The organism is Paenibacillus sp. KN14-4R (assembly GCF_052180255.1).
In the GTDB taxonomy this organism is placed as follows: Bacteria; Bacillota; Bacilli; order Paenibacillales; family NBRC-103111; genus Paenibacillus_AM.
On sequence record NZ_CP197466.1, the window covers coordinates 3,143,976 to 3,170,188 of the forward strand.

Genomic DNA, 26,213 nt, shown 5'->3' on the forward strand with positions numbered 1-26,213 from the left:
GCTTATAAGTCCCCGAAATCAAAGTCATTAAGTTCATCGAGTTTCTCCTTTTCTTCTTCTCTAAGCGGACGCTGCAAGGCTTCGCCAGTCGCAATGGCGCCAAGCCCCCATAGTTCCCCCATGAGCTCAGCGATGTTCGCCTTCTCTCTTGCTTCAAACGTCCCGAAGGCTCTGCGCAAAAAGACGAGCGAGCGATAAAATTGCTCATTCTCAAGCGATTGAATATAAGCATCGAGCTGCTCCCACAAAAAGCTGCGTGACAACAAAGCGTACCGGTTGCGCATGGCGAGCCCCTCGAACCATCCTGCTCCAAGATCAGCCGGAATGCCTGGTGATAATCTTCGCGACATTTCCTGTGCGCTTCTCGCTTCATCGACTTCATTTCGTTCCAGCAAAATGGCAAAAGCGAGGCCCGACAGTTTCGCATTGCGATCGTCACGCATTGATAATTCGCGCAGCTTCTGCAGCCAAATCTGATCGTCGACGATTTCGTAATGTTCCTGCGCGATGCTGTGGAACGTTTGAATAGCGCTTGCCATCGTTTTGGCCGCCTCGTCATTGCAGTTCGCAACATCGACAAGAAGGAGCGAACCCCGAAGAAACAGCTGCTCAAGGAGCGGAATGAGCGAATCCGTCGCGATTCGGCGGATGGAGCCGTATCCAATTAAAACGGACAATTCCAAAGCTGCTGAAGCGATTTGTTCGAAGTTTCCTGAATCAACAGCAAGCTCCTGCAGTACTCCTCTTGCCTGCTCCATCAAGCTTGGCAAATCAGCTGTGCAGGCGAGGCGAATGATTCGAGATGCTTCGGCAATGTCGGCGCATGCCTGCAGCTTTTCATGAATAACGAACGCGGCTGCAAGCTCAATCGTCTCCCCTTTCAAGGTCGATTCAACCGCTTCAATTTCCGCCTCCGGCGACCATTGCAGCACCCAATTTTCCGCCCAAGAAGCCGAAGCCTGACTGACATGCTGTTTTTTTACAAAGCTGATGCCGAGCAATTCCAGTCGATGCAGGAGTACGGACCGATTCAAATCGATAAAAGCGGCTTCGACCGTTTTGACACGGCGATTTTCACGCAAATCAAGCTCGAGCGTTGTGGCTACCGTCGATTTATATTTCTCCAGCTTAAGCCGCTTCAGCTCGCGATTAAGGTCATCTTGAATAGGCGTTTGACTGACTCCGTCCGGCAAGCTGCCAATAGCTGTACCAACATCCGTTCTGGCCAAAGCTTCTGAAATAACGGACAATTCCCCGTACCCCATCAAAACGATCGCCGCATCGCGTAATTCCCGCCAAGTCGGCGAAGTTCCATCATGCATGACGGCCAGAGCTTGCGCCAATCGAACGCCTTCAATGACCGAAGCAGTCGAACGATAAGTCCCCTGCTCACGTAAGTAAGCAGCGACTTTCGATAAATACATCGTCGGAAGTTTCCACAGTTCATTTTGCTGCAAGCATGTCCAGAAAAGTTCGTAATAGGCAGGCGCCTGATTGCCGGCTCCATAACCTGAATACGTTGAAAGCTTATAGTAAGAGTAAGGCATCAGCGTAATTTTCGTACGAACTTTAGGCAGTCCTTCCAGCTCGCGATCGGTCATAGACGGCAATTCAGGGCGCAGTGCTGAAGCATGGTGTGCGCCGGTGACGACGACGATTTTTTCAGGTGCGTGACCTGAGCGGATCGTCTCCTCGATTTTTCTCCTCATGTAAGCTTCGCGTATTTCGTTGTAGGCCGCTTCTTCCGGCGCAAGATTCTGCTCAGCTTCTTGCATAAGCGCTCTCGTCTGAATCGAGTAATGATCGATCGACTCGCGGTACGCCTCTTTACTTGTACAATGCTCAAAATAGCGCTCCCAATACGCTTCATAGTCCGGTTCGCCCGAAAGCTCGGTGATTTGTTCATACATTTTATTTTGCAATTGAACATAACTCGCGCGATCACTCGCCGCATTCTTTCCTTCGGCCCCTTGCACCACTTCTGCTTCCACTTCTTCTTCTTCTTCTTCTGCTTTCGCCTTGCGGATAGCGCCTTTTCGATGCTCATACAAACTCAGCGAAATCGTCGACGGCAGGTCCATGAATTCCGCATGAATGCCGTGCTGCTTCGCCCACCTGAACGCCTCGTATTCAGGCGAATAGCTTGCAAAAGGGTAAATAAGCGTGCGAACCGGTAATTCATCCGTATAAGCGAGCAGCGCAACTGGCGGTTTGACTCCGCTCATCGTCAGCTGAACAATATAATCGTTCGCATCGTTCGGACCTTCGACCAAAATAGCCGTCGGCTGCTTTTCTTCCAGAAAGGCACGTAGATGGTACGCGCCCGCCGGTGATAAATGCCGAATGCCGAACACATTCACTCGGTTTTCTTCGCTCACCCGTTCAGTTCTGAGCAGACGTTGTATAGGCTCCGCCATGTCGATCCCCGCTTCTTCATTACATTTTCCAGATATTCCTTCCAGACGAGCTTGTCCTTCTCCTCATCCTTCACGATCGCACCTTGCAAGCCTGCGGCAATATCTTCATCGCTGATGGTGCCGCTGCCAAAGCTGCCGGCAAGCGCCATACTGCCCGTTAACAAGGAAATAGCTTCCGCTGTCGAAATAACCCCGCTCGTCGGCTTCACTTTCTCTTTGCCGTCCAGTGTCATGCCACTGCGAATCTCTCTGAAAATCGTGACGACTTTGCGCACCGCCTCATCATCCGGCAAGGATGCCTTCAGCTCATAACTCGCTGAAATTTCAGCTACGCGCTTGCATACAATGTCCACTTCCGTGTCCAAATCCGATGGTGCAGGCAGCACAATTATGTTGAAACGGCGCTTCAATGCTGCTGACATGTCGTTAACGCCACGATCGCGCGTATTGGCGGTAGCTATGACAGAGAAGCCGCGTGCTGCCGAAACCTCGCTTCCCAGCTCAGGGACGGAAATCGTTTTTTCAGACAAAATCGAAATGAGCGCATCTTGCACTTCGGAAGCGCAACGCGATATTTCTTCAAATCGGGCAATCCCGCCTGTTTCCATCGCGCGATAAATTGGACTTTTAATAATCGCCTGCTCGGAAGGCCCTTGCGCAAGCAGCATCGCATAATTCCAGGAATAACGAATTTGCTCTTCGCTAGTTCCGGCCGTACCTTGAATCACTTTCGAAGAATCACCGTGAATGGCCGCCGTCAAATTTTCCGACAGCCATGATTTTGCCGTTCCCGGCTCGCCAATTAGCAACAGCGCACGGTCTGTCAGCAATGTAGCAATTGCCATTTCAACAAGTCTGCGGTTCCCGATATATTTCGGTGTAATGGTGACATCGCCCGCTTTGCCCCCAGTAATGAAAGTTAACACCGCTTTCGGCGAAAGCTGCCAGCCAGCCGGTTTGCTGTCTTTATCGACGCTTTTCAGTGCTTCTATTTCTGCGGCATACAGACGCTCTGCCGGCAATCTAACGACATTTTGCTCTTGATTTGAACTCATACGCTCATCCCTTTCTGTGCTTCAACCGTTTCTTCTGCTTACTTAGCTCGAAGTTTCTCGACAATTTCCAGTAATTGCTCTTTAACTCGCTCGCCTTTCGGAGACTGAGCGAAATGCTCCAAATGATCGGCATAATTACCTGGTAACATATGGAATAAATGGAATAGCAGCGAATGCGAATGTACATAGTAATATCGTTTGATTCCTCCATTCTCCAGCGCTTCCATCACCAGATCAGGTGCTTCCTCATGCCCTAACTTGAGTAATGTGATGAGCATTTGGGCCGTATTGTCATTTGAAAGATCAAGTTGATTTTTACATTTATGAATCAAATAAGTAATAACTGTCGAACTCGGACGTGTTGCCGTGCCGTACACAAGTCTGCACACCAAGTCATCTTGATTCATTTTCATAAACAAATCAATCCATCTTGCATCCCAGTTTCGCGTCCATTGCTGCTCTTCTTCCAGATCGGCATTTAGTTGACGCACCATGTTCGGAATGATGCGTGGTATATATTCCAGCAGTTCCTTAACTGTTTTCCTGGATCGCTCCTCAAATTCCGGCGCGAATCTTTCATAAACATCCGCTGGCGATAGCAGTTTGAAAGCTGCCCACAGGCTGTTGCAGATGAAAGCCTTTTTATTTTTATCTTGCAAATCGAGCACAAATGGAAGTGCCTCCGAATATTGCATATTTTGCAGCATGTTGACCGCCATGTTTTGAAGCCAATATGTATGCTGATTGACAAATCCCGGTGTGGACAACAGCTTGGTAAGCAGCGTATACACTTCCTCACTTTCAAATCCATCCAAGCTTTGCAGATCTACATGGAGCTCTTCGACAGCCTTCTCCAGCTCTTTGTTCTTTTCTTTCTTTTTCCCCTTGTCTGTCTCATTCTCCGTCACTTTTGTTTTCTCTTGCGCCAGTGAAACAAGAATACGTTCGAAGGCAGCATCCGCATGAGCAATAACTTGATTCGCAAGACGAAAAGAGCTGGACCTGCGAATCGGCTCAACGGCCAATTCCCGATCTTTCGACTTCAACACTGCAAACAGCCGATCGAGCGCTTGTTCCGTGCCCAAAGTCGACAGCGCATAATAAGCCGCCTCTCGAATTTCTTTCTTCTTATCGTCCGCCTGCTCCAAAATAAACGACTCTTGATCGGTAAAATGGCCTAAAATTTTAATCGCAGCCGCACGAACCTCGACAGATCCCTCTTGAGCCGCAGCTAAATACAGATCAAGACCTTCTTCCTGCTGCAAACGATAAATATGCTCCAGTCGCCGTGCATCTCCCTTGCCACCTTGTTGTCTGAATTGCTGGTGCAGCACAGGTAATATTTCCGGTCCGTAAGTGAGCAGTACTTGATTATGGATAAAATCAGCAATTTCCGAGTAGCCGTCATCCAAGGCGTCTACTGCCGAAAACATGACACGGAAATCGTTAAAAAGTCCCTCCTCATGTGCCTGGTGGATCACTTCCCATCTTCCCGAGCCTTTGGTGTTCAACGCTTCAATAAGCGGCTGCAGCTTGCGATAAGGAGTGTCAGTGCCAATTTGGATTTGCGTTCCCGCTATAGCATGGCGTTCCGTTTGCGGTTCTGTTTTTCCTTGCGTATATAACACAGAAGTTAGCAGCGTGCCCAAATCCAGCAGCTTAACCGCGCCATCTTCCCGATTCGACTCCAATACTTCCTGCACCGCTTGCGCGATTCGTTTGAACACTGCCGCCGACTCTCCAAGCTTATGCAGCTGAGGCAGTATTCTCTTCAAGTTAAAATCGCCCGCGGCCATTCCGCTGCCCGCAATGAACAGTCTGCGAACCTCCCGATTCAAATCAAATAACAAATCGATACTCATGTATGTCTTCTCCTCTTCCTTAATAAAGCAATCGAATGATGCCTTGATCTGTGACGATGCTTAGCAATTGGGCATGCAGCTGGTTATTATCCATATCATGCTCAAATCTGACTACAGCGGCTTGCTGCTTGAGCACGTCTTGATGAAGCATCGGCAGCATATGAGCTGTTGACTGTCCCACCGATTCTAAATCCGAGAGCTGCAGCTCTTTTCCTTGTCCGTCCAATAAGACGGGTCCATTGCTGCTGTGCATCAGCTGATCATAAGCGAGCAATAGGACGGGACGTTTATCCGACAGCGGGTTTTTGATTTGATTTTTAACGATTTTGACCGCTTCCGTAACGGAGGAAAGTGCTTTGGATTTCACAGCCTGGAAATCTTGCTCTGTTACTGGACGCGGAACTGCCCCTTCCCAGCGAATTCTGCAATTCAGCTCGCCCGGGTAAATCATAAGCTCATTCGCATTCACAATTGCAAAGTAAGAATCTTCTTCCTTGATAAACTTCGCGGCACGGAACGGACGGTACGTCCTTGCTGTATAAACGGTGCCTGATTCCACATCCGCCCAGAATGACTCGTCGACGTATTCCCCTCTTGCCTCATCCGCATAGGAGTTAAAGCTTAGCTGCATAAGGTCCCGATCACTTTGAACTCTGCCGCATTCGCGCAGCTCCGCCAGCTGCCAGGCATGACCGATCCATTCCTCAATCGTGGAGTCCAATTCAGGCGCTTGTTCCGGATTGTCCAATTTTTGCTGCAAATAGCTGCGGCTTTTCTTGACTAACGTATGCAGCGTGGACAAATAAGCGGTCGCCTTGGCATAGATCGTTTCTTGTTCCGCATCAGATCGAAGCATCACAATGAGATCACGCATTGCCGTCTGGATGCCTGGTATATAATAATTGCCGAGCTGTTTCGCTTGATCTTCAATCATTTTCAACATTTGTTTATCCAGACTGCCTAATCCGGATTGTACGATTTGATGAAGCAGCTTCTCAAATATAGCAATCCCTTCGAGCTGTGCTCCTATTTTTTTCAGCAGTGCCGATTTGCTCGTCTTCCGTTTCTTCGGCTTTTCTTCACTGGTCGCCTCACTTTTCTTCTGCTCCCGCTTTTCGACCTTCTCCCTTTTTCCCATAATATCTTCCGGAATCGGGGCTGTCTCGAAAGGTGTTTCTGCTGCATATGCATACATCAAGCCGAGCAAATGCTTACACGGGAACTGGCGGCTTGGACATGAGCAGCGAAACACCGGCTGTCCCTCGGTCATCCAGTCGACGGAGCAGCGATACGGTTCTTTCCCGCTCCCTTTGCACTCTCCGAATAAAAGCTTGCCATCCTCCGTCTTGCAAAGTTTCATGAAGCTTTTTTTCTTAAACAAGTCTTTGCCGTTTTTCATTGCGGCGCTATTATGCGCCAAACTGTCTACATACGCTTCCGATAAATTGATCATGGAGTCCCTCACCTAAAAAGTTTTCTTTCTTCAAAAATTCCACGCCCTGCCTCGTAATCCTTTTGTTCGATAGTCTCATCTTTCTTTTCACTTCGCCATACTTCCACCCTGTTCGTTCCCTTGCATTCATGACATGATAACGATGGATCCGTTGATCGACAGGCATACCAAGCGACAGCGCCAAAATCACGAACACTTCGGACTGGAGAAGCGAATCGTTTTCGAGACTCGTCTTACTATACGAAATTCGTCACAAAGCGTTCCCTCCCAACATTTTAAAGGGGGATACTTCACCAATATCTAAAGTAAAACGACTGAGATGTCGTTTTTTTATGTTCCCATATTCGACTCATGTGGAGTGCTGTTCACTGTTGGTCAGAAACGATAAATAGTCGAGATGTATTGGCGTGCGTGAGTTAGAGCAAACATGCTAAAAAGTGTGTTTGCTCTTTCTTTTATCTAGACTTAATATTAATAATGATTATTGGATTAAAAATATCCTTAAGATAAGTTAATAATTTTAGAAAGGCCGAGATTGATTAGAAGGGGGCGTTATGAAAAAAGATGAATGAACAAAACAATTATCAAAGAGATTTAAAGGATTATGGTAAAAGAGTGGATCAATTAGTAGTTGAATTTGAGGAACAAATACACGAGCATTTAAATGAAGAATACATAAAGTCAACAAAATGGTCTGATAAATTGGCTGATAAAATAGCTTCGTTCGGTGGCAGTTGGAAATTTATCGTCATATTTTTTGCGATTTTGCTCGTATGGATCGTTTTTAACACGCTATCCTTTACTAAAATCATTCATTTTGATGAACCGCCATTTATTCTATTAAATTTAGTGTTATCATTTCTAGCTGGATTTCAAGCACCTATAATTATGATGAGTCAAAACCGACAAGCTACAAGAGATAAAAAAGAAACAATTATTGATTTTGCGATAAATTATAAAGCTGAACAGGAAATTGATGATATGCAAGGACATTTGCATAGACTTGAGGCGAATTTTGCTGAGTTTAGATGCGAAGTGAGAAATGAGTTAGCTGCCATTAAAGAATTACTTCAAGAAAACAAAAAAAACATTTAGTGGGTGCAGCCGGTGGATATGTTTCCGAGGAAAAAGCAAAGAGGGGGGCATAGCCCCGATTGAGAATTATTTTACCAAGCTGCTAGCTGATTGTTTTTCTTTCCACCTCATCGTAATTATAAGACCAATAAACATAATGACAGCAGCAAAGAGATACGGATAGTTGATGTTTACATCAAATAATATACCGCCTAACGCAGGTCCGACGATATTGCCCAAGCTTGTATATGTAGAGTTCATTCCAGCGATAAATCCTTGTTCTTTTTCGGCAGTTTTTGATAAATAGGTTGTTAATGCTGGTCGTAGCAGGTCAAATGCAAGAAAGATGAAGCAAGTTATTAGCAAAATGGCTACATAACTAGAGACCATGGTGGATACTACCGCTAATACTACGCCAGCAATTAAGCATATCTGGATGAGTTTCTTTTCACCGAGCTTATCTACCATTTTACCAAACATAAAGACCTGAACAACAACCCCAAAGATTGAGCTTACTGTAATAATGGTAGCAATATCTCGTGGAGTGAAACCAAATTTATGATCCGAATACAGACTAAATACAGTTTCATATGCTGATAAACCAAAGGCCAGTACAAACACAATAATAAAGGCAATTATGTATAGTGGATGAAGTGATCGTTTGAGATCACTTACAAAGTTGGTATCTTTTTTAAGCTGATTGATTTCCAAAAGCTGCTGTTTGGTTAGTGGTTCTTTTAAAATAAATAGGGATGAAATACATGTTATTAATGCGAAGCCTGCAGCAAAATAAAATGGGGCACGCACACCCAGCTCAGCAATGAAACCTCCGATACCTGGGCCAATAATAAAGCCGAAACTAATGGCGGCAGAAATATAGCCCATCGCTTTGGGTCTTTCCTCTACTGATGTAATATCTGCAACAAAGGCAGTTACGGCTGGCATAATAAATGCACCACTAATGCCACCTAGAATTCTGGATACATACAGAACGGATACATGTGTACCTAAACCAAAGATCACCTCTGACACACTGAAGAGGAATAAACCGATTACGATCATTTTTTTTCTGCCATAAGTATCAATCCATCGTCCTGCCAGGGGAGACATAAGTAATTGTGCGAACGCAAAGGCCGCTATAAGGTAACCCATCGTTTGGCCCGATAAATGCATAATATTCATAAAGGTTGGCATAACAGGGACGATTAGACCGACTCCTAGAAAAACAATGAATATATTACTAAGTAGAATGAGTATGACTGTTTTTTGTTCTTTCAATGGTTTTTTCATGTGGAAATACCTCTCCAAAATACAATCCATGAGGCATTTAATTTATCACTTAAACGTTTATCATTATTCCCATACACAAGCTCTAACATGATGGAATCAACTACACCTAAGAAGGCAAGTGTAGGGATGAAGGCTGCATCTGCCATGATGACTTTAGCATCAATCCAATCTTGAAATTTACTTTCTAGTACGGTTTGAATCTTTGTTTCCGTATCGATTACTTCCTCATTAATCGCTGTTGCAAGATGGAGAGGTGGAAAAAAGGACATACGCAACCAAAACTTTAACTGCTCGCTCTGTTGAAACAAATTAATTACCAATTGCAGATATCCAAATAAATCTGCTTTGGGATTTTGGGTATCCACTTTACTCAAATATTTGAGTTTCGATGAGATTTCTGCCTCTTTGGCATCTTGTAAAACTTGTAAAAATAGATCATCTTTCCCTTTGAAATGAGCATAGAGAGACTGTTTTCTCATACCGACATTCTCGGCAATTTGAGACAGAGATGCTCCTTCATACCCATGAATTGTGAAAAATTTTAAAGCAATGTCTTTAATTTCTTTACTTTTCAATAGAATCACCTCTATATTAACGAACGTTCGTCAGTTATATTATCAAATTTCATTTTTTAATGCAAATGTGAATTGCTTTCAGTGATTAAGGTCGAGATGTTATTCAATGCTCATGGATTCTTTAGGTTCATTCTGGTCTACACCAGTAATTTTTGGGGTCGTGTAACTAGCTTGCGTGGGAGAGCACATCGCTGCAGTGATGAGGTCAGGGGTTCGATCCCCTAGGCTCCATATCGAGAAAGAGGCTGTCTCAAAAGTCTATAAGACCTAAGAGATAGCCTCTTCCTTGCCTACATCAAGCCGACTAATCCAAAATAAATCCGGAAGTCAGGTTGGCCACAGTCCCTGTCATTGCACCAGCATATTCGGAAGCCATGAAAACAGCTGTGTTCGCTACCTCAGCCAGTGTCGGGAGCCGTTTCAGTAATGTGCCACTTGCTGCACCCGCAAACATTTCATCCAGCGTAACACCAGCAAGTTCGGCATTACGGAGGAAAATATCCCGACTATGGGAGTCTAACGCTGCTACATCAGGAATCATGTGAGATCTGAGGCAGATCACACGGATGCCATCTATCCCGAGTTCACCTGCTAGATGGCGTGTCATAGCTTCTACTCCCGCACAAGCGACACTGTGTCCCATGAATCCAGGCCCCGGCATTCGTGACACTGGCGTAGTTAGCATCTGAATAACTCCTGTCCCCTTCTTCTTCATATGCCTAGCGGCGGCCTTTGCAGTGATGTAATTCGTCCGTATGTAACTAGCTACCGGGTACTCAAAGTCCTTGAGGGACAGATCCGCCAAAGGCGTACCTTGGACGTGAAAAACTCCAACTGCGTTCAATACGATGTCAATTCCGCCGGCTTTCGCTGCTACTTCATCAGCATGCTTCTCGACCGACTCCTCATCAAGCGCATCGACTAGAGCAGTTTCAACGACTCCTCCTAAGGCAGAAATCTCACCCGCAACTTTGTCCAGTTTGGCATGCGTGCGGCCAGCTAGAAAGATATTGGCCCCTTCGCGAGCAAAGGCAAGTGCAATCGCACCACCGATTGCCCCTCCACCGCCGTAAATCACAGCATTCTTATTTTTAAGCAGCATTAGCATTACCTCCTTTTCCTATATCATAACACCTAACCCATATTATGGTTTATTCTCGATTGCTATTTTGGGACAAGAAAGTAATTTCATCTTGCAAGCTCTCGGTCGTTCCTCCAAATGGATCTAGCTTGATAGTCCCGACGAATGAACCATTCATTTTCCAAAGCAGGAATCATAAAACCAATAGCAGAAGATAAGAATGGATAGCACCTGCTATAATAAACATTGCCGGAAGCCCATGGGGACTATCTAGTCGTCCCAAATAATGAAATAATGTAAGCATGCTTGGCGTTATTATTTAGGCTGAGTTTTTCTTATACATAAATGGAGGATTACGATGACTGAGAAGAACATCATCAAACAAACAAGTTGGCCTGTCACAAAGACTGGAATGGTCCAGGATCTATATAACCTCGGAGTCCAAGAGAACGACCATTTAATTGTTCATTCTTCTTTATCCAGTTTAGGCTGGGTATGCGGAGGCCCACAAGCTGTTGTACAAGCACTACTGGACGCAGTTGGTGAGGACGGTACTCTGATCATGCCTGCACAAAGTGCGGATTGGAGCGATCCTGCTCTGTGGCAAAATCCACCTGTTCCAGAGGAATGGTTGGGGGTTATCTACCGTGAAATGCCAGCTTTTGATCGCGCTGTTACCCCAACACGGGGTATGGGACGTATTGCTGAAATGTTCAGAACTTATCCGGGAACTGTACGATCGCAGCACCCACAAGTATCTTTTTGTGCAAATGGAAATAATGCCGATCATATCGTCTCCAGTCACCCACTAACACCACAATTTGGTATGGATTCACCTCTTGGCAAGTTATACGATCTCAACACCAAAGTCATTCTATTAGGTGTAGGATATGACTCTTGCACGAGCTTCCATCTTGCTGAAGCAACTTTGGAGAATATGCCAACGAAGAAGATGGGAACGGCAATGTTTGAGAATGGCGAGCGAGTCTGGAAGTGGTTTACAGACTTTTGTTATGATAACGAAGATTTCCCTATAATTGGAGCGCAATTTGAGCAAGATTCCGTTGTGCAAAAAGGAAAAGTCGGTCATGCGGATTGTGTCCTTTTTGATATGAAGGCTGCAGTAGACTATGCAAGTGAGTGGTTAAAGCTACATCGGTGAGTTACTTATAGCTAGACTAATCTAAATCAGCGGTAAGTCACATGGGAGGATTTTATGGGCCTGATAGGCGAATATAATATTCATGTGCAATCTTACTTAATTGGAGGGCAACAAATGATGAATTCACTTATTACCGTGATCAGGGGTAGATATTCCGATCACTTTCAAGATCCAGACGGTCATTTATGGGAAGTGGCATGGAACCCAGAGTGGGAGCGTGAAGAACTTGAATCAAATCTCTAATTACTTGTTCATAGGTTCCTCGGCACTTCTACTCATTACAATTTTAATAAAAGGTGGCTTTACAGCAGGTGTCAGCAAAGTTTTTTATAATGTAGAACAAAAAATGCAACAAGACCGCTTAGAAGAATTAGAAAAAAAGGATCACATTCTATCTGGGATATACAGATCCATCGCATTTTGGATTTCAATAGCTGGTATGATCCTTTCTATTCTTATCCCGAAATTATAATAAGATCACGAAAGGAGAGATAGGAAGATGAACCCATCTCATACTTGGAATTTAGTTGATCAATATATAACGGAGCATCTTATCCCCCATGATCCTATTTTAGAGCAGGTTTTGTCCAACAATCGAGAAGCAGAGCTTCCCGCACAAGATGTATCTGCTAGCCAAGGCAAGTTATTGCAACTCTTCATCCGCATGAAAAATGCAAAACGTATTCTAGAAATCGGGACACTCGGTGGTTATAGTACCATCTGGATGGCAAGCGCATTACCTGCAGATGGAAGTCTCGTTACGATTGAACATAATCCGCATCACGCGAAGGTAGCACAATCGAACATCTCCTTGGCTCAATTAGAAAATTTGGTTGAATTCCGAATCGGAAATGCTCTTGAGCAATTAGCTCAGCTTGATGCTGAGCAAACGGAACCATTTGATCTCATCTTTATTGATGCTGATAAACCTAACAATCCTGGATATTTGAAATGGGCGCTTCGCTTCTCGCGTCCGGGTACAGTTATTATCGGGGATAATGTCATTCGCAATGGTGAAATTATTAATGAGAATAGCGTCGATCCGAGTGTCAATGGGGTAAAAGAATTCTATACACTGTTATCCCAAGAGTCCCGCATTTCCGCTACAGCTATTCAAACCGTCGGCAGTAAAGGATATGACGGGTTTGTCATCGGTATTGTGAATTAACATATGAATGATCATTAGCCTTCATTGATCGTTTGCAAAGTAACTTGATGAATCTGGTCAAGTTACTTTTTTTCTTGGAAAAAATATTCCTACGAACTGCCCAACTTTACTTGACCTTAGGTCAGACCTAGGGTTTATAGTTACATTAAGAAATCCTTAAAGAGAGGAAGAGCACCTTGAACGGGTACATTACAATAGGCGAACTATCCAAACTGATGAACGTTTCCGTACATCAAATCCGCTATTTTGAAGAAAAAGAAATCCTCTTCCCTGCTTATATCGATAGCAATCAATACCGGATGTACGGTATCACTGAAATTTATCAGTTATCTCATATCCTGCTGCTCCGCAAGCTGAATATCCCTGTGAGTCAGATTAAATCATGCATGACCTCCTACTCCGCAGATGATTATCATCTGCTGCTGGATGATTCCTTACAGCAGATCGATTCAGAAATAAATAGGCTTACAGCGCTTAAACAGTTTATTCGCAAAGTACAGACGGAACATCAGGAACGAGGCAGCAACGACAACAGATATCTCATCAAACAATTAGATACTCGTCATTTGAAGATATGGATGCAATTAGACATACAGGAGGAAATTCATGCTCGGAATCTATGTGAAGTAAAACCACCATTGTCTCACTTGTTTGAAACAGATCTCCATTATTTATACGATACTCATCAGGTTACCTTGTGCTTTGAAGCTGCTGGTTCAACAGAGATTATGTTGGAAAAAGGTGACTATTTATACCAACAAATTGAGGTAACAGGAGATCAAGAGATCGAGCAAGCGATCCACCAGTTCGAACGCTATGCAGATGAGATGAGGCACGCGTACCTTGGGCCCATTATTGTGGTCGAAAAATCCTATTTATCCATGTTCAACACGAACAAGCTTCACTATGAAATTCAAGTTAGAATCCATTAATAGAGCGTGTTTAAAAGTCTGATCAGGAGGTACATGATGACGCTAAACCCCATTGAAATCGTGCCATACCAAAAGGAAGACAATGAGCAAGTCCGCGAACTTTTGGTACATGCATTCCATGGTAAATTCCATTCACTTGTCAATCTGAATGATAACGGAATTGTGAAGCTATTAGGTGGGATCTGGACGGACGATCTACAAGCTTCATCTGTGAAACAAATCGTGGCCAAAGAAAATGGAGAAATTGTCGGGACACTTTGTCTGAAGTGGAAGGAAACACAACAACCCATGAAGGAATCGAGTAACATTCGTTACAAGCAGCTCTGCCAGCAGTTTGGCACCCTCAATGTGTCCAAATTTATCATAGGAATGCAATTTCTAGCGTACAAGCCGAGAGCTCGTGAATGCTATGTGGATCATATCGCGATCAAATCCAGCCATCGGAATAAGGGAATCGGGAGGCAGCTTCTGTCTTGGGCACAGCACTTTGCTGCTCTTTCAGGATTTGAGCAATTATCACTTTATGTCGCAGGGAAGAACAATCAAGCCATTCACCTGTATGAAAAAATGGCATTTAGCCTTGAATCATCTAGGTATAATCTGCTTAGGGGTTTTATCTTTCAGGAACCTGTTTGGCACTTTATGACCTGGAAGACAAATCATCTGCAGCCAAGGAGTGAAACGATTGAAAAGAGGAATTAGGCGAGCCCTACTGAGTTTAGGTGTAGGACTAACTGCCATCGTACTATTCGTGTTATACCAAAACTCCTATAATATGACGGAAAAAAAGATAGAGATTGAAACTCCACAAGGTGTGTTAACTGGAACTTTAGTATTGCCCAAAGATGTTGACAGAAAACTAGGATTAGTCGTCTTTATTCACGGAGACGGCCCGATTAATGACACTTACAATGACGGCTATAAGCCTTTATGGGAGAAATTCGCCTCTGTAGGCTACGCTTCTCTGTCTCTTAACAAACGCGGCATGAATGGCTCAACTGGTAATTGGTTAGAGCAAAGTATGGAAGACCGTGCTGAGGAAGCCCTACATGTGATAAATTGGGCTAAATCATTACCGATGGTTGATGATACAAGAATAGGCCTGTGGGGAGCGAGTCAAGCAGGATGGGTAATTCCAAAAATAGTTAGAGATGAACCGAGTATCGCCTTCAGTATTGTCGTATCTCCAGCTATTAATTGGATTTCTCAGGGTAAATTTAACACGCGGAAGCAGATGGAACAAGAGGGATTGTCCACACAAGAAATGATAGAAAAAGAGCGTTACAACGAGCAAATATTAAATTTGCTTAAGAAACGATCCTCTTACGAAGATTATTTACAAGTTGCCCATACTGATGATGTAATTTCCAGAGAAAGATGGGGGTTCATTACCAAAAATTTTGAATCTGATGCTACCAATGAGCTAATAAATTTTAAATCTCCTGTCCATCTGGTTTTAGGAGGCCAAGACATCAATGTGGATGTTGCCGACACCGAGCAAATCTATCGACAGCAAATCCCAACCGATTTACTTTCTGTGACTTTCTTGCCCGAAGCTGATCATTCCATGTTAAAAAAGGAAATGGTTCATTCCGAATTAAGAGCTTTCTTAACGGCTATTCTTTTTCCAAGAAAATTGGTAGACGAACAATACTATAAGGATCTATTACATTTTCTAGGCCAATTTGACATGCATTTGAGGAAGTAGTCGATCAGGGAACACCGAAGATCGAATCTCCCCAATGCGCGCAGCCCCCATTTTCAAATAAAAAGCTTCTGCATAAGGATCGCTATCCAGTGTGAACGCTGCCAATTGTAAATCTTTAGCTTTGCCGATTAGATCTGCCCAATTCCCTTGACACTATAACCTAACGGTGTTAATCTAACGATGTTAGGTTATATCCAAGGAGGAACCACTTTATGTCTATTTCACCAAAAGAGCCCCTAAGTCACGAGCGTATCATTCAAGCCGCACTTGCCATATTGGATTCGTCAGGTGTGTCCGGATTATCCATGCGTAAGCTTGGTGCATCCTTACATGTAGAGGCTGCATCACTTTATCATCACATTCCGAACAAGAACGTACTCATTCAGAAAGTGATCGATGCGGTAAGCACCAAGGCGATTACTCCATTTGAAGAGTCACAGCCATGGACGAAAACTTTCTATACGTTTGCCACAAACTATCGGGAGATATTACGAGCACACCCCGGTATAGTTTCCCTTGTGGCCACTCACTCGGTCTCGGAAGAAGTCAGTAGGAAACTAGCTATGCCATTAATAGTAGCAATGGAAAAGACAACAGCGAATGAAGAGCAAGTCCTTTTCGTTATCCAATCCATCGCTGTGTTCGTCATTGGTCATGCCCTTGCTGAGGTCGGCAATTGGCCAGAACCTCCTACAGCACCAGTTCATTACTATGATCAATGGTTTGAGACCGGTATCACTGCCATGATTAACGGATTTAAACTGCAGTTCCAAGAATAATAAGGGAGGAATTAATTATGTATTTAAGTTTACTTTTGCTCCAAATTGCAACTCTTGTGTATCACCAACTAACAACTCGATTCGATTTTTACCCCTTTAACGGCGTTCGCCATTATTCCATCCAAGAGCGCCGGAATGAAGCTCTTATTAACGGTATTATCATGGTTATCCCAATCATTCTCACCCTAACTCGCATCCCACTTTTAATCGGTATTGGCGGATTAATTTGGACGTTAGTCGTCGTCGGTGCTGTTCTCAGTTGGTGGCTTCCCTATCTAACGGGTATAGCCGTATACAAAATGCCAAATAACGAAACATGGCCGCAAGTATACGAACGAATTTTTTCCAGAACGATTATCATCTTACCTCACTTCAAGAACAACCCTCGTCCTAATCTGGAACACATGATTCTTCATTTTCTCATCCTAGGTTCAGCCATTATTTCATTTGTAGATGCAGTGCCCCAAGTATTTGCTTAAGAACTTCCTCTTTATTGGACCAATGCAGGAGCTGCCTTTGCACCTTCTCCCAATCGCTCCTAGTAATCTCGCAATTCCTGTTACACGTAACGTTGCTGTAAATCGATTCACAATTCCTGCCTTAATCTCCATCTCGCTTGCATAGTATTCTGGACTACCACCATCGAGCCATGCGCTTTCTCCACTAATTCATGTAGTTCCTCCACAATTGCATCCACGGTTCTATCGTCAAGTCACCCGCTCCATTTCCATATGCGTCATTCTATCCTGCCATATTCCACCGATCAGCAGCAGAATGAGAGTGATTCCAACGATTTTTACAGCTTTTTTCATGCGTTACCCTCCATTCGCTTGTGATTTGATTTCTTTTTTCACATAATAGATCATATACATCGTTCTTATTTTCTAGAGATTGGAGTTTACCCATGAGATATCGAAATTTAGAAGAGTGTATCCTTGATTTAGAGAAACACGGTCATTTGGTTCGTATCCGAGAAGAGGTTGATCCGAATCTCGAAATGGCTGCTATACATATGAAAGTCTATGCGGCAGGCGGTCCAGCTTTATATTTTGAAAATGTAAAAGGTTCAATGTTCCCTGCGGTATCTAACCTTTTTGGTACGATTGAGCGCAGCAAATTTATTTTTAGAGATACATGGGATTCCACGCAAAACGTAATCTCCTTACGCAATGATCCGATGAAAGCACTGAAGAACCCTTTTAAATATGTGGGTACAGGTTTGGCGGCAAGAACAGCTCTACCTCTCAAAAAGATGAGCAGCGGTCCATCTGGATTTAAAGAAATTCAAATCTCAGACCTGCCGCTTATTAAGCATTGGCAAGGCGATGGAGGCGCGTTCGTCACGCTGCCGCAAGTTTATTCCGAAGACCCAGAGAAACCGGGCATTATGAACTCCAATCTAGGGATGTACCGAATTCAGCTAACAGGCAATGAATATGAAGTGAATAAAGAAGTCGGCATCCATTACCAAATTCATCGGGGAATTGGTGTCCATCAGGACAAAGCCAATAAGCTGGGTCAACCACTGAAAGTGAGTATTTTCGTTGGCGGTCCCCCTGCTCATACCCTATCTGCCATTATGCCGCTGCCCGAAGGAATGAGCGAATTAACCTTTGCAGGTCTCCTGTCAGGACGTCATTTCCGTTACAGCTATGTGGATGGGTATTGCATTAGCCATGATGCTGATTTTGTCATTACAGGTGAACTGCATCCGAACGAGACAAAACCAGAAGGACCATTCGGTGATCATCTGGGTTATTACAGCTTAATTCATGAGTTTCCTGTGCTTAAGATTCATAAGGTATATGCCCGCGAAAATGCGATCTTCCCATTCACGGTCGTTGGTCGTCCGCCTCAGGAAGACACGGCATTCGGCGAGCTGATTCATGAATTAACAGGCAGTGCGATTCGACAAGAAATTCCAGGTGTCAAAGAAGTTCACGCCGTCGATGCAGCGGGTGTGCATCCCCTGCTCTTCGCCATTGGTAGTGAACGCTATACACCCTATCAGCAAGTGAAGCAGCCTATGGAAATTCTGACCCAAGCGAATCGAATCCTAGGGACAGGTCAGTTAAGTCTAGCCAAGTTCTTATTCATTACGGCCGAAGAAAAACAACCAATCAGCACACACCGGATGGAAGAATTTCTTGCGTATATGCTGGAACGGATCGATCTGCGTCGAGACCTTCATTTTCAAACGAATACGACAATTGATACCCTGGATTACTCCGGGACAGGCTTTAATACGGGTAGTAAAGTTGTCCTTGCAGCCGTTGGTGATAAGAAGCGGGAACTTTGTCAGGAAGTCCCTGAACAGCTGCAAGATTTACAAGGCTTTGAACATGTGAACTTGATCATGCCGGGAATCGTCGCAATTCAAGGGTCAGCATTTACCACTTACCCAGATGCCGAACTTGAAATCAACAAGCTATGTAAAGCAATTCAAGCCAGAGGTACGCTCTCTAGCTGTCCAATGATCATTCTATGTGATGACAGTGAATTTTTAAGTGAAACGATTGATAATTTCCTATGGGTGACCTTCACACGCAGTAATCCCTCTCATGATATGTATGGGGTAAATAGTTCCTACTCGTTCAAACATTGGGGTTGCGATAATATCATCATTGATGCGCGTACGAAGCCGCACCAAGCACCACCGCTCATTCCAAACCCTGCCGTTGAAGAGAGTATAAAGCGTGTGTTTGCCAAAGGCGGGAGCTTAGAGAAAATTTCAATTTCCTAACTTTTGATGAAAAAAATTCTAGCCACCCCTTGCGGTGGCTTTTTTCAATATTTACAAGCTGATCGATTTTATATATATTATATATAACCAAAAGGTTATCTGATTGGAGGAAATCATGACTGACATCTATCGAGCAATTGCAGATCCAATCCGAAGAAAAATATTACACATGGTTGCTGAGCGTGAATGTACGCAGTCAGACATCGTTGCCGCATTTTCGATTTCACAACCAGCCATCAAGAAACATCTCGCGATATTGCAAGAGGAGCATCTTCTGCTTGAAAGAAGGCAGGGCAAGTATTGCTTTTACCGTTTGAACACGCCGGTGTATCAGCATCAGTTCTCACATCTGCAGCGTGAATTGGGTCTTGTCTTGGAGAAGAAACTTGCTGGACTCAAACACTACTTGGAGGAGGAAATGTAAATGTTCGATTCACCGATCACAAGTCTTAAGAGAGAAATATTTATCCGGAGATCCCCAGAACGGGTCTGGAAAGCACTCACAGTACCGGAGGAGTTGAATCGTTGGGAAACGAGAAGCTGCTCCATTGATCTGACACTTGGAGGTAAGGTCGAACTGGATTATGGTTGGGGGGTCTTATATTCGGGGACGATTATCGAGATGGAAGAGAATGTGAGGCTTATTTTTAAAGATGAGAATGAGGATCTAACCATTTGGACGATCGAAGCTGTCGACGGGGGTACACTTGTTGGGCTTGAGTATACGGGAGTATGGACAGGAGAAATGGGCTTTAGGATCATGGAGGACATGGCATTTGGCACGGAGCAATTTTTCCGTAATATGAAGAGTGTACTCGAAGAAGATCAAGACCTTCGCCATACATTTTGGACAAGTTGGATTGGGGTTCACCATCGTACACTGCTTGAAGGCAGCCAGAAAGGTTCTATCATTGTGGGAATCACCAAAGGTACACCATCGGAAGGCGTTCTCCATACGGGCGATATCCTCATCGGCATAAATGAATACCCCGTCCAGTCATTTAACGATTTTGAAAGTGTCGTGACGATGGTTAACCCAGGTCAATCTCTACTAATCACCGTTCTCCGTGATGATGTACAGCAAGCGTTTACTGTAAATACTGCCCCGTTTGGTGCTAAAACTGTCTCATAAATTTCAACCACTTTGTCACAAAAAATCCCCCCTCCTCGTTCTATTAGCAAAAGAAAAAAGAGGAGTGTGGAAATCAATGAAAGAAGTTACATGTATCGTAATTGGTGGAGGGTTTGCAGGGATTCATGCTGTAAAAGCGATTCAAGAAGCACATCAGAAAAAAAAGAACAACCCGCACATGCGAATCATTCTTATGGATAAACAGTCAGCCCATCTTAGAAAAGTTTTGTTATTCCAACCCGCAACCGCAGGAGAGAAAATTACTGTACCATGGAAACAAGTAATCCCAGAAGGGGTACATTTTATACAAGGCGAAGCCAAGCGTGTAGATAGTCCGAACAAACAGCTTTGTTACCGAGATGTGGAAGGAACAGAGCAATTAATTGGCTATGACATCTTAGTCGTCGCAGTTGGGAGTATTTCACGTCAAAGTAAACCCGAGCAAGGTGGAATTGCATTAACTAACTTAGAATCAGCGGCCCAAATTCGAGAGAAATGGCTTGCAAATTTAAAGCTTGCTACGATTGAATCTAATCAAGAGGAACGTCGACGCTTAATGACTGTTGCTATTGCGGGTGCAGGCATTACAGGAATTGAAACAGCAGCTGAGCTGGCACACGCCATGAAGTCTGAATCTGCATCATTGGGGCTTGATCCCACTGAAATCAGTGTCCTTCTACTAAATACAAAATCTAGATTATTCTTAGAAGGTCCCGAAAAAGTCGGGCACAAATTAGAAGATTACCTGGCTGATTGCGGTGTAACCGTCCACAATCGCCGTAAAGCAATGTGTGAGGTGAATGGACAATTGTTGTTGTCGGAAGGAGATTCGTTACCGGTCGGATTAACCGTCTGGACACTTGGAACCGCTCCAAATCCGATGCTCCGCGACATGGCATTGCCCCTAACTTCAAGTGGAAAGGTAAAAATAGACAAGAGCTATCGCGTTCAAGGCATGTTAGGCGTATATAGCATTGGGGACTGTGCACACATTGTAGACCCAACAACCGGTAAAGCCGACCACATGACCTGTAAAGAAGCCATCCCGCAAGCGCAGCGACTTGGATTGATCATAGATGCCGATTTGTCTGGTCAACATGCCCCCTTCCATAAAGGATTAATGGATTACTATGCAATTGGTTTGGGACCGGGCCGTGGATTAACTTGGGCGCGTAAATGGGGAATTGACATCATCATTACCGGCAAGCTTGCCGCTAAAATCAAAACATATATTTGGAATTACGTTAGTTTCATTCGTTAAATCAATCAAGAAAAGGAGCTGGAGGCCTGAAGATGATCGAGCTTTATGAGCAGCACAAAGGACTACTATTCCGACTTGCCTATCAATTGACCGGTTCTGTATCGGATGCAGAAGATGCTGTACAAGATGTGTTTGTTAAATTGCATAGCGTTGACCCTGAGAAGCTAACCGAACCCAAAGCCTTTTTATGTAAAATGGTAACCAACCACTGCCTCGACCAGCTGAAATCAGCGAAAAGACGCCGCGAGCAATATGTAGGCCCCTGGTTACCAGAACCCCTATCATTTGATGAGAGTTATGATACGGTTGTCCTTGATGACACGCTATCATACGCCATGCTCGTATTATTAGAACGACTTACTCCAGCAGAGCGTATTGTATTCGTCCTTCGTGAAGCGCTGTCCTTTGATTATCCGGCTATTGCTGAGTTGACAGGAAAAAGCGAGATGAACTGCCGAAAGTTGATGAGTCGTGCCCGTCGGAAAATGGGTGTATCGGAAGGTGATCTCGAACATTCAGAAGCGGTTGAACAGGAATGGATGCATCAGTTCCTCGCTGCGCTTTCCAAGGGGCGTGCTGACACTGTCATGTCTCTGCTCGCCGAAGATGCTGTTCTTCTATCTGATGGCGGGGGTAAAGTATTTGCTGCAATTCGCCCTATCCAAACCCGAGAAGTTGTTGCCAAGTTCTTGCTCGGCCTTATGCGAAAAGAGGCTAATAAAAACGCCTCATTCGAGCTCGTCACCTGCCATAATGAAACACGCGTTATGATTCGGTTTGATGGCAGCATCACGTCTGTGGTCCATTTTTTCCTCAAAAACGGACTACTACAGAACATTTATATCGTAAGTAACCCTGATAAATTAATGTTCATAAAATAATAAGAGCCGTTCATCTAAAAAATCAGATGGGCGGCATTTCAATCACGAAAGCTTGCTTATCGTGTGAAACACTCTTAAACCATGACGATGATATCGAAAATGATTTAAATTACCAATAATATAGGTGTCGAGTGCCGGATGTAGAACAAAAAGGAACCTATCGATCCGGCATTTCCCCACATCTCATATTTGCTATGGTTTTTCATTAGCTCGTTTAAACAGTTGCTGCCAGTCATTCATTTCATTTCACAATTATGTAATCATCATATCGATCATCATAAAATTGAAACATTTTCTAAATGCTATCGTCAGTAATATTGAGGTGATTCAGAATGATCAAAAAAATGAGTGTATTGTTAACTTTATCTTTATCCATCATGTTGTCCCTGAGCAGTTCTGCTTTTGCATTCGATGATTTACAAGGGCATCCTGCAGAGAGCAAGATCGAGTCCCTGTTTAAAAATGGGATTGTGAGCGGTATCGATGAACTTCACTTCGATCCAATGGGTACGCTGACTTACGCACAAGGTGTGCAACTAATTGTCAAAGGCTTGAAGCTGAATTTAGATAATCTTAAATTCATCAAGCAACCTCTTGCCAGCGATTATTACACCAACTTGCCTGATCGTACCTGGTTTTCAGACTCCTTCGTTATCGCGTATTATAACGGTCTGGATATCCCTAAGGATGTCGATCCAAGCCGCACAATGACGAAGCAAGTATTCTACAACTTGCTATACCAAGCTTTAGGGAAGAAAGCTGATTTCACTCCCATTCAAACACTGCTCCTAACAAAGATCATGTCACTTGATAAGAACAATGCTCTTCATCCCAGAAGTGCACTCACACGTTCCGAAGCTTCTGAAATAATCTATAACACAATTGAGTTTCTCCAACACTATGAATCAGGCATCTCGCTCAGTGGCTCCTCTTAAGCACCCTTAGTCGCTTTCACATCATATGTACCATGACTAACACTAATGACATGATCAGGCTTAGGTTGCCCACGGCTCTGACGATGACCTTCAATATGAGCTTCACTTGTCTCCCATTTCTTCCATGCTTCTTCTGATTCCCAACGAATCATGACAATAACTTCTTCATCACCTCTCCGACTCTTCTTCACTAATACACTAAGATCAATAAAACCTTCGGATTGCTCAATGATTCCTGGTTGGCTAAATCTTTGAACAACCTTATCGGAAGTTCCTTCCTTCACGATGATGGTTTTCGTTTCTATAAACATGTAATGACACTCCCCTTTGAATGGATTTGCTTTCATTCTATTGATAAAGATTATCATTGTCAATTAGACGTGGGAAAATAAAAACCTTACGATAACTGACAATCGTAAGGTTATACATAAAGCTGCTGTCTATCACTTATTATTTGCTGGAATGAAGGCTTATTACTTACTAGCTGGTTTATGTCCATCACGAGCTACATGTTCGAATCTATCTCCAGATAGATCAATATCAAATGCCTGACCAAAGCCTGCAACATAACGGCCTTCTCGAACGGTAAGCTCGAACAATGAGAAATCGAGTCCTCGCAGCACCCCGATCATCTTGCCAAAAGCTTGATCCAACAGTTCGTAAATATCCTCATGCCCCTCGTCTTCCACTTTTATAGCGGTACATTCAAAACGTGCCCTCTGACGAGCGAGTAAATTCCCTGACTTTGACTCATCCTCAATAAGCATAACATCAACGGAAGGTGTGTGCTCAATATGCCGATAATGATTCGCAATCTGGCTGATATAGATGTATAACTTGTCACCTTTCTTCACAAAGGGTGAGTAGGAGATAAATGGCTTTCCGTCTTCGTCCACGGTACTAAGCATTAATGTTTTAAGGCCATTCACAAATGTTACATATTGTAGCTTGATCTGCTGTTTGTCCAGTTGCTTCATCGGATCCCTCCATTTTCCAACTATTTCTATTTCATTATATTGATATTGATTATTATTATCAATACTTTTTTACAACTTAAATTTCAATATCATTTGAATATTTCCACCCATTTCCAATTACTGGTTTTTGTGGACGCCGATCTCTCTCATATTGCATTTCCACCTGATGAATAACCGCTTTTCCTACCCGACTTGTCTTGCAATCATTAGGCGGTCCAATAACCACAGTTGACGTAATGGGTGCGAGCGTTTCTTCCACCATATCCGCATTCAGGCAGTACGACCTAGCAAGTAGATTTGCAGGTGTCAAGCGCAGCATATCTGAACCAGCAATAAATTCTGGAACTGGCGCATCAAATATCGCGAGTAGATGCGTGTTATCTTCTGAAGCAACTTCATAATGCCACCAGCCTTGCGGCACATTCGCAACTTGACCGGGGTGAATGGGAAAATGATTTAGCGTCTTCGTAAATGGATTAATTAATGAAACGACAGCTGCACCTGATATACAATACACAAGCTCTGTGGCGTTCTGATGTGTGTGAGGCTCGACAATATTTCCCGTACTGAGATAAATATCTAACAAAGATACATTTCCTAGTGTATTGAGTTGATCAATCGAGAGCGCATTAATGAAATTCTGATTATTCTTTTTGAAAAATAAATTATTCTTCAAATCATACGTAAATTGTGCATGAGGCGAAGTATAGTCCATATAGGATACCGACACTGTTTTCACTACCTTTCAATCCTTAGTGGGCACTAGCCTGATTGCATATCTTATGTGTCGGCCTACATGAAAGTGCGTCATTGTTACTGGAAAAATCATAAAATATGATATACTGTTTATTAAATATACAATTTCGTAGGAGAAGAATAATATGCCTAGCGACGAATGGTTAGAAAATGAAGATATTAAAAAATTACCTAATGGTGTCGCCCTTTCTTGGGGGTTTATCAAACAACCTAAACGTGGTCCCAAAGGTGAACTTAGCATTGATAAAATTGTAGAAGCTGCCATCCAAATCGCCGATCAAGATGGATTGGCTGCTGTATCGATGAACCGAGTTGCAGCTTCGCTTGGATTCACACCTATGTCACTGTATCGATATATTACAAGCAAGGACGACTTACTGGAACTTATGCAGGAAGCAATTTGTAAAATTGAGCTCCCACCAATCGATGATTCTATCGGCTGGCGTGAAGAAATGCGTCTTTATGTGCGAGCTAGCATTCAAATATTTCAGAAGCACTCTTGGTTCGGTGAGATCCCTGTCTCAAGTATTCCACTTACGCCTAATAATCTAGATTTCGTCAATTGGGGATTACGTGCGATGCGTCATTTCTCCCTTAGTGATTATGAAAAAATGTCCATTATCCTTCTGTTGAGCAGTTATGCTCGTTCAGTTGGTATCATCTCAGCAGGCTTTGAAAAGGCCATTCAAGCTGGAGTAAGTCCTAATGCGATTAGAGGAAATGATTATACAGATGCTCTTAAGCATTTGGTGAAAAAAGATCGTTACCCCTATTTACAACCTGTTGTCATGTCAGGTGTATATACAGGAGAGAGTGAACCTGATGAAATCGATGACTTCGATTTTGGTCTTGAGCGCATTCTCGATGGCATCGAACATTATCTGAATAACCCCAAAAAGAAAATAGACTAACCTACAAAAAAACAGCAATTCGCCAAAATGCCGAACTGCTGTTTTTTATTCGAATACACGT

27 protein-coding genes are annotated in these 26,213 nt (G+C 43.6%); 17 read left to right on the top strand and 10 right to left on the bottom strand.

Annotated elements, in window-relative coordinates; translation table 11 throughout:
* Positions 1–2: 2 nt before the first annotated feature.
* Genes ACSBOP_RS15445 through ACSBOP_RS15460 form a run of 4 tightly spaced genes read right to left on the bottom strand, consistent with a single transcriptional unit; the run spans position 3 to position 6,787 of the window.
* The gene (locus ACSBOP_RS15445) at positions 3–2,417 is read right to left on the bottom strand and encodes a DUF5682 family protein (protein ID WP_442601417.1); all 2,415 of its coding nucleotides are present in this window, start codon (positions 2,415–2,417) and stop codon (positions 3–5) included.
* Positions 2,375–3,472, bottom strand: coding sequence for an ATP-binding protein (locus ACSBOP_RS15450; protein WP_442601418.1), 1,098 nt, complete (start codon positions 3,470–3,472; stop codon positions 2,375–2,377). Before ACSBOP_RS15450 ends, ACSBOP_RS15445 begins: the two co-directional genes overlap by 43 nt.
* Before the next feature lie 38 nt (positions 3,473–3,510).
* Positions 3,511–5,334 (bottom strand): HEAT repeat domain-containing protein, encoded by a 1,824-nt coding sequence (locus tag ACSBOP_RS15455; protein WP_442601419.1) that lies wholly within the window; start codon positions 5,332–5,334, stop codon positions 3,511–3,513.
* 19 nt (positions 5,335–5,353) lie between these two features.
* Entirely contained in the window at positions 5,354–6,787 is a 1,434-nt protein-coding gene (locus ACSBOP_RS15460) for an SWIM zinc finger family protein (RefSeq protein ID WP_442601420.1), read from the bottom strand.
* Between the two features lie 564 nt (positions 6,788–7,351).
* Here ACSBOP_RS15460 and ACSBOP_RS15465 point away from each other — a divergent pair.
* Complete coding sequence (locus ACSBOP_RS15465) at positions 7,352–7,882, top strand: DUF1003 domain-containing protein (RefSeq protein WP_442601421.1); 531 nt, start codon at positions 7,352–7,354, stop codon at positions 7,880–7,882.
* Between the two features lie 66 nt (positions 7,883–7,948).
* Here ACSBOP_RS15465 and ACSBOP_RS15470 read toward each other — a convergent pair whose 3' ends face one another.
* The 3 genes from ACSBOP_RS15470 to ACSBOP_RS15480 all read right to left on the bottom strand — a co-directional run bounded on the left by ACSBOP_RS15470 (position 7,949) and on the right by ACSBOP_RS15480 (position 10,828).
* On the bottom strand, positions 7,949–9,151 hold the full coding sequence (locus ACSBOP_RS15470; RefSeq protein WP_442601422.1) for an MFS transporter: 1,203 nt from the start codon (positions 9,149–9,151) through the stop codon (positions 7,949–7,951).
* Positions 9,148–9,726 carry a TetR/AcrR family transcriptional regulator gene (locus tag ACSBOP_RS15475; protein ID WP_442601423.1) on the bottom strand — a complete coding sequence of 193 codons (579 nt, stop codon included), beginning with the start codon at positions 9,724–9,726 and terminating at the stop codon, positions 9,148–9,150. Before ACSBOP_RS15475 ends, ACSBOP_RS15470 begins: the two co-directional genes overlap by 4 nt.
* A gap of 304 nt (positions 9,727–10,030) precedes the next feature.
* Positions 10,031–10,828 carry an SDR family NAD(P)-dependent oxidoreductase gene (locus tag ACSBOP_RS15480; protein WP_442601424.1) on the bottom strand — a complete coding sequence of 266 codons (798 nt, stop codon included), beginning with the start codon at positions 10,826–10,828 and terminating at the stop codon, positions 10,031–10,033.
* 337 nt (positions 10,829–11,165) lie between these two features.
* Between ACSBOP_RS15480 and ACSBOP_RS15485 the strand changes: the two genes are divergently transcribed.
* The 15 genes from ACSBOP_RS15485 to ACSBOP_RS15555 all read left to right on the top strand — a co-directional run bounded on the left by ACSBOP_RS15485 (position 11,166) and on the right by ACSBOP_RS15555 (position 23,508).
* Entirely contained in the window at positions 11,166–11,969 is an 804-nt protein-coding gene (locus tag ACSBOP_RS15485) for an aminoglycoside N(3)-acetyltransferase (RefSeq protein ID WP_442601425.1), read from the top strand.
* Between the two features lie 54 nt (positions 11,970–12,023).
* The gene (locus ACSBOP_RS15490; protein ID WP_442601426.1) at positions 12,024–12,212 is read left to right on the top strand and encodes a hypothetical protein; all 189 of its coding nucleotides are present in this window, start codon (positions 12,024–12,026) and stop codon (positions 12,210–12,212) included.
* Entirely contained in the window at positions 12,196–12,441 is a 246-nt protein-coding gene (locus tag ACSBOP_RS15495; protein ID WP_442601427.1) for a hypothetical protein, read from the top strand. The genes ACSBOP_RS15490 and ACSBOP_RS15495 overlap by 17 nt, the downstream gene beginning before the upstream one ends.
* A gap of 27 nt (positions 12,442–12,468) precedes the next feature.
* Positions 12,469–13,137, top strand: coding sequence for an O-methyltransferase (locus tag ACSBOP_RS15500; RefSeq protein WP_442601428.1), 669 nt, complete (start codon positions 12,469–12,471; stop codon positions 13,135–13,137).
* A 176-nt stretch (positions 13,138–13,313) separates the two neighbouring features.
* Positions 13,314–14,069 (top strand): MerR family transcriptional regulator, encoded by a 756-nt coding sequence (locus ACSBOP_RS15505; RefSeq protein ID WP_442601429.1) that lies wholly within the window; start codon positions 13,314–13,316, stop codon positions 14,067–14,069.
* Positions 14,070–14,102: 33 nt separating this feature from the next.
* Positions 14,103–14,771 carry a GNAT family N-acetyltransferase gene (locus tag ACSBOP_RS15510; protein ID WP_442601430.1) on the top strand — a complete coding sequence of 223 codons (669 nt, stop codon included), beginning with the start codon at positions 14,103–14,105 and terminating at the stop codon, positions 14,769–14,771.
* Entirely contained in the window at positions 14,755–15,777 is a 1,023-nt protein-coding gene (locus ACSBOP_RS15515; RefSeq protein WP_442601431.1) for an alpha/beta hydrolase family protein, read from the top strand. The genes ACSBOP_RS15510 and ACSBOP_RS15515 overlap by 17 nt, the downstream gene beginning before the upstream one ends.
* Before the next feature lie 212 nt (positions 15,778–15,989).
* On the top strand, positions 15,990–16,556 hold the full coding sequence (locus tag ACSBOP_RS15520; RefSeq protein WP_442601432.1) for a TetR/AcrR family transcriptional regulator: 567 nt from the start codon (positions 15,990–15,992) through the stop codon (positions 16,554–16,556).
* A 17-nt stretch (positions 16,557–16,573) separates the two neighbouring features.
* Positions 16,574–17,035 carry a hypothetical protein gene (locus ACSBOP_RS15525; protein ID WP_442601433.1) on the top strand — a complete coding sequence of 154 codons (462 nt, stop codon included), beginning with the start codon at positions 16,574–16,576 and terminating at the stop codon, positions 17,033–17,035.
* Positions 17,036–17,460: 425 nt separating this feature from the next.
* Entirely contained in the window at positions 17,461–19,299 is a 1,839-nt protein-coding gene (locus tag ACSBOP_RS15530; RefSeq protein ID WP_442601434.1) for a UbiD family decarboxylase, read from the top strand.
* A gap of 115 nt (positions 19,300–19,414) precedes the next feature.
* The gene (locus tag ACSBOP_RS15535) at positions 19,415–19,723 is read left to right on the top strand and encodes a metalloregulator ArsR/SmtB family transcription factor (protein ID WP_442601435.1); all 309 of its coding nucleotides are present in this window, start codon (positions 19,415–19,417) and stop codon (positions 19,721–19,723) included.
* Positions 19,724–20,431: an SRPBCC domain-containing protein gene (locus tag ACSBOP_RS15540; protein WP_442601436.1), complete on the top strand. Its 708-nt coding sequence runs from the start codon at positions 19,724–19,726 to the stop codon at positions 20,429–20,431.
* Between the two features lie 76 nt (positions 20,432–20,507).
* A complete protein-coding gene (locus tag ACSBOP_RS15545; RefSeq protein ID WP_442601437.1) occupies positions 20,508–21,692 on the top strand; it encodes an NAD(P)/FAD-dependent oxidoreductase in 1,185 nt (394 codons plus the stop codon).
* A 32-nt stretch (positions 21,693–21,724) separates the two neighbouring features.
* Positions 21,725–22,573: an RNA polymerase sigma factor SigJ gene (gene sigJ, locus ACSBOP_RS15550; RefSeq protein ID WP_442601438.1), complete on the top strand. Its 849-nt coding sequence runs from the start codon at positions 21,725–21,727 to the stop codon at positions 22,571–22,573.
* Positions 22,574–22,905: 332 nt separating this feature from the next.
* On the top strand, positions 22,906–23,508 hold the full coding sequence (locus ACSBOP_RS15555) for a hypothetical protein (protein ID WP_442601439.1): 603 nt from the start codon (positions 22,906–22,908) through the stop codon (positions 23,506–23,508).
* Here ACSBOP_RS15555 and ACSBOP_RS15560 read toward each other — a convergent pair.
* The 3 genes from ACSBOP_RS15560 to ACSBOP_RS15570 form a co-directional block, all read right to left on the bottom strand.
* A complete protein-coding gene (locus tag ACSBOP_RS15560) occupies positions 23,505–23,819 on the bottom strand; it encodes an antibiotic biosynthesis monooxygenase family protein (RefSeq protein ID WP_442601440.1) in 315 nt (104 codons plus the stop codon). The genes ACSBOP_RS15555 and ACSBOP_RS15560 overlap by 4 nt on opposite strands.
* A gap of 162 nt (positions 23,820–23,981) precedes the next feature.
* Positions 23,982–24,485, bottom strand: a complete 504-nt coding sequence (locus ACSBOP_RS15565; RefSeq protein WP_442601441.1) for a HugZ family pyridoxamine 5'-phosphate oxidase — start codon at positions 24,483–24,485, stop codon at positions 23,982–23,984.
* A 76-nt stretch (positions 24,486–24,561) separates the two neighbouring features.
* Positions 24,562–25,215, bottom strand: coding sequence for a cupin domain-containing protein (locus ACSBOP_RS15570; RefSeq protein WP_442604493.1), 654 nt, complete (start codon positions 25,213–25,215; stop codon positions 24,562–24,564).
* A gap of 151 nt (positions 25,216–25,366) precedes the next feature.
* Here ACSBOP_RS15570 and ACSBOP_RS15575 point away from each other — a divergent pair, with 151 nt between their 5' ends.
* Positions 25,367–26,152, top strand: coding sequence for a TetR/AcrR family transcriptional regulator (locus ACSBOP_RS15575; RefSeq protein WP_442601442.1), 786 nt, complete (start codon positions 25,367–25,369; stop codon positions 26,150–26,152).
* Positions 26,153–26,213: the final 61 nt, after the last annotated feature.

Excerpts from the sequence above, each read along its gene's own strand:
- ACSBOP_RS15460 (WP_442601420.1), bottom strand. The coding sequence starts at position 6,787 with ATGATCAATTTATCGGAAGCGTATGTAGACAGTTTGGCGCATAATAGC.
- ACSBOP_RS15520 (WP_442601432.1), top strand. The coding sequence starts at position 15,990 with ATGTCTATTTCACCAAAAGAGCCCCTAAGTCACGAGCGTATCATTCAA.
- ACSBOP_RS15490 (WP_442601426.1), top strand. The coding sequence starts at position 12,024 with ATGGGCCTGATAGGCGAATATAATATTCATGTGCAATCTTACTTAATT.
- ACSBOP_RS15565 (WP_442601441.1), bottom strand. The coding sequence starts at position 24,485 with ATGAAGCAACTGGACAAACAGCAGATCAAGCTACAATATGTAACATTT.
- ACSBOP_RS15575 (WP_442601442.1), top strand. The coding sequence starts at position 25,367 with ATGCCTAGCGACGAATGGTTAGAAAATGAAGATATTAAAAAATTACCT.
- ACSBOP_RS15545 (WP_442601437.1), top strand. The coding sequence starts at position 20,508 with ATGAAAGAAGTTACATGTATCGTAATTGGTGGAGGGTTTGCAGGGATT.
- ACSBOP_RS15455 (WP_442601419.1), bottom strand. The coding sequence starts at position 5,334 with ATGAGTATCGATTTGTTATTTGATTTGAATCGGGAGGTTCGCAGACTG.
- ACSBOP_RS15445 (WP_442601417.1), bottom strand. The coding sequence starts at position 2,417 with ATGGCGGAGCCTATACAACGTCTGCTCAGAACTGAACGGGTGAGCGAA.
- ACSBOP_RS15560 (WP_442601440.1), bottom strand. The coding sequence starts at position 23,819 with ATGTTTATAGAAACGAAAACCATCATCGTGAAGGAAGGAACTTCCGAT.
- ACSBOP_RS15525 (WP_442601433.1), top strand. The coding sequence starts at position 16,574 with ATGTATTTAAGTTTACTTTTGCTCCAAATTGCAACTCTTGTGTATCAC.
- ACSBOP_RS15485 (WP_442601425.1), top strand. The coding sequence starts at position 11,166 with ATGACTGAGAAGAACATCATCAAACAAACAAGTTGGCCTGTCACAAAG.
- ACSBOP_RS15450 (WP_442601418.1), bottom strand. The coding sequence starts at position 3,472 with ATGAGTTCAAATCAAGAGCAAAATGTCGTTAGATTGCCGGCAGAGCGT.
- ACSBOP_RS15540 (WP_442601436.1), top strand. The coding sequence starts at position 19,724 with ATGTTCGATTCACCGATCACAAGTCTTAAGAGAGAAATATTTATCCGG.
- ACSBOP_RS15480 (WP_442601424.1), bottom strand. The coding sequence starts at position 10,828 with ATGCTGCTTAAAAATAAGAATGCTGTGATTTACGGCGGTGGAGGGGCA.
- ACSBOP_RS15465 (WP_442601421.1), top strand. The coding sequence starts at position 7,352 with ATGAATGAACAAAACAATTATCAAAGAGATTTAAAGGATTATGGTAAA.
- ACSBOP_RS15500 (WP_442601428.1), top strand. The coding sequence starts at position 12,469 with ATGAACCCATCTCATACTTGGAATTTAGTTGATCAATATATAACGGAG.
- ACSBOP_RS15510 (WP_442601430.1), top strand. The coding sequence starts at position 14,103 with ATGATGACGCTAAACCCCATTGAAATCGTGCCATACCAAAAGGAAGAC.
- ACSBOP_RS15535 (WP_442601435.1), top strand. The coding sequence starts at position 19,415 with ATGACTGACATCTATCGAGCAATTGCAGATCCAATCCGAAGAAAAATA.
- ACSBOP_RS15470 (WP_442601422.1), bottom strand. The coding sequence starts at position 9,151 with ATGAAAAAACCATTGAAAGAACAAAAAACAGTCATACTCATTCTACTT.
- ACSBOP_RS15530 (WP_442601434.1), top strand. The coding sequence starts at position 17,461 with ATGAGATATCGAAATTTAGAAGAGTGTATCCTTGATTTAGAGAAACAC.
- ACSBOP_RS15555 (WP_442601439.1), top strand. The coding sequence starts at position 22,906 with ATGATCAAAAAAATGAGTGTATTGTTAACTTTATCTTTATCCATCATG.
- sigJ (WP_442601438.1), top strand. The coding sequence starts at position 21,725 with ATGATCGAGCTTTATGAGCAGCACAAAGGACTACTATTCCGACTTGCC.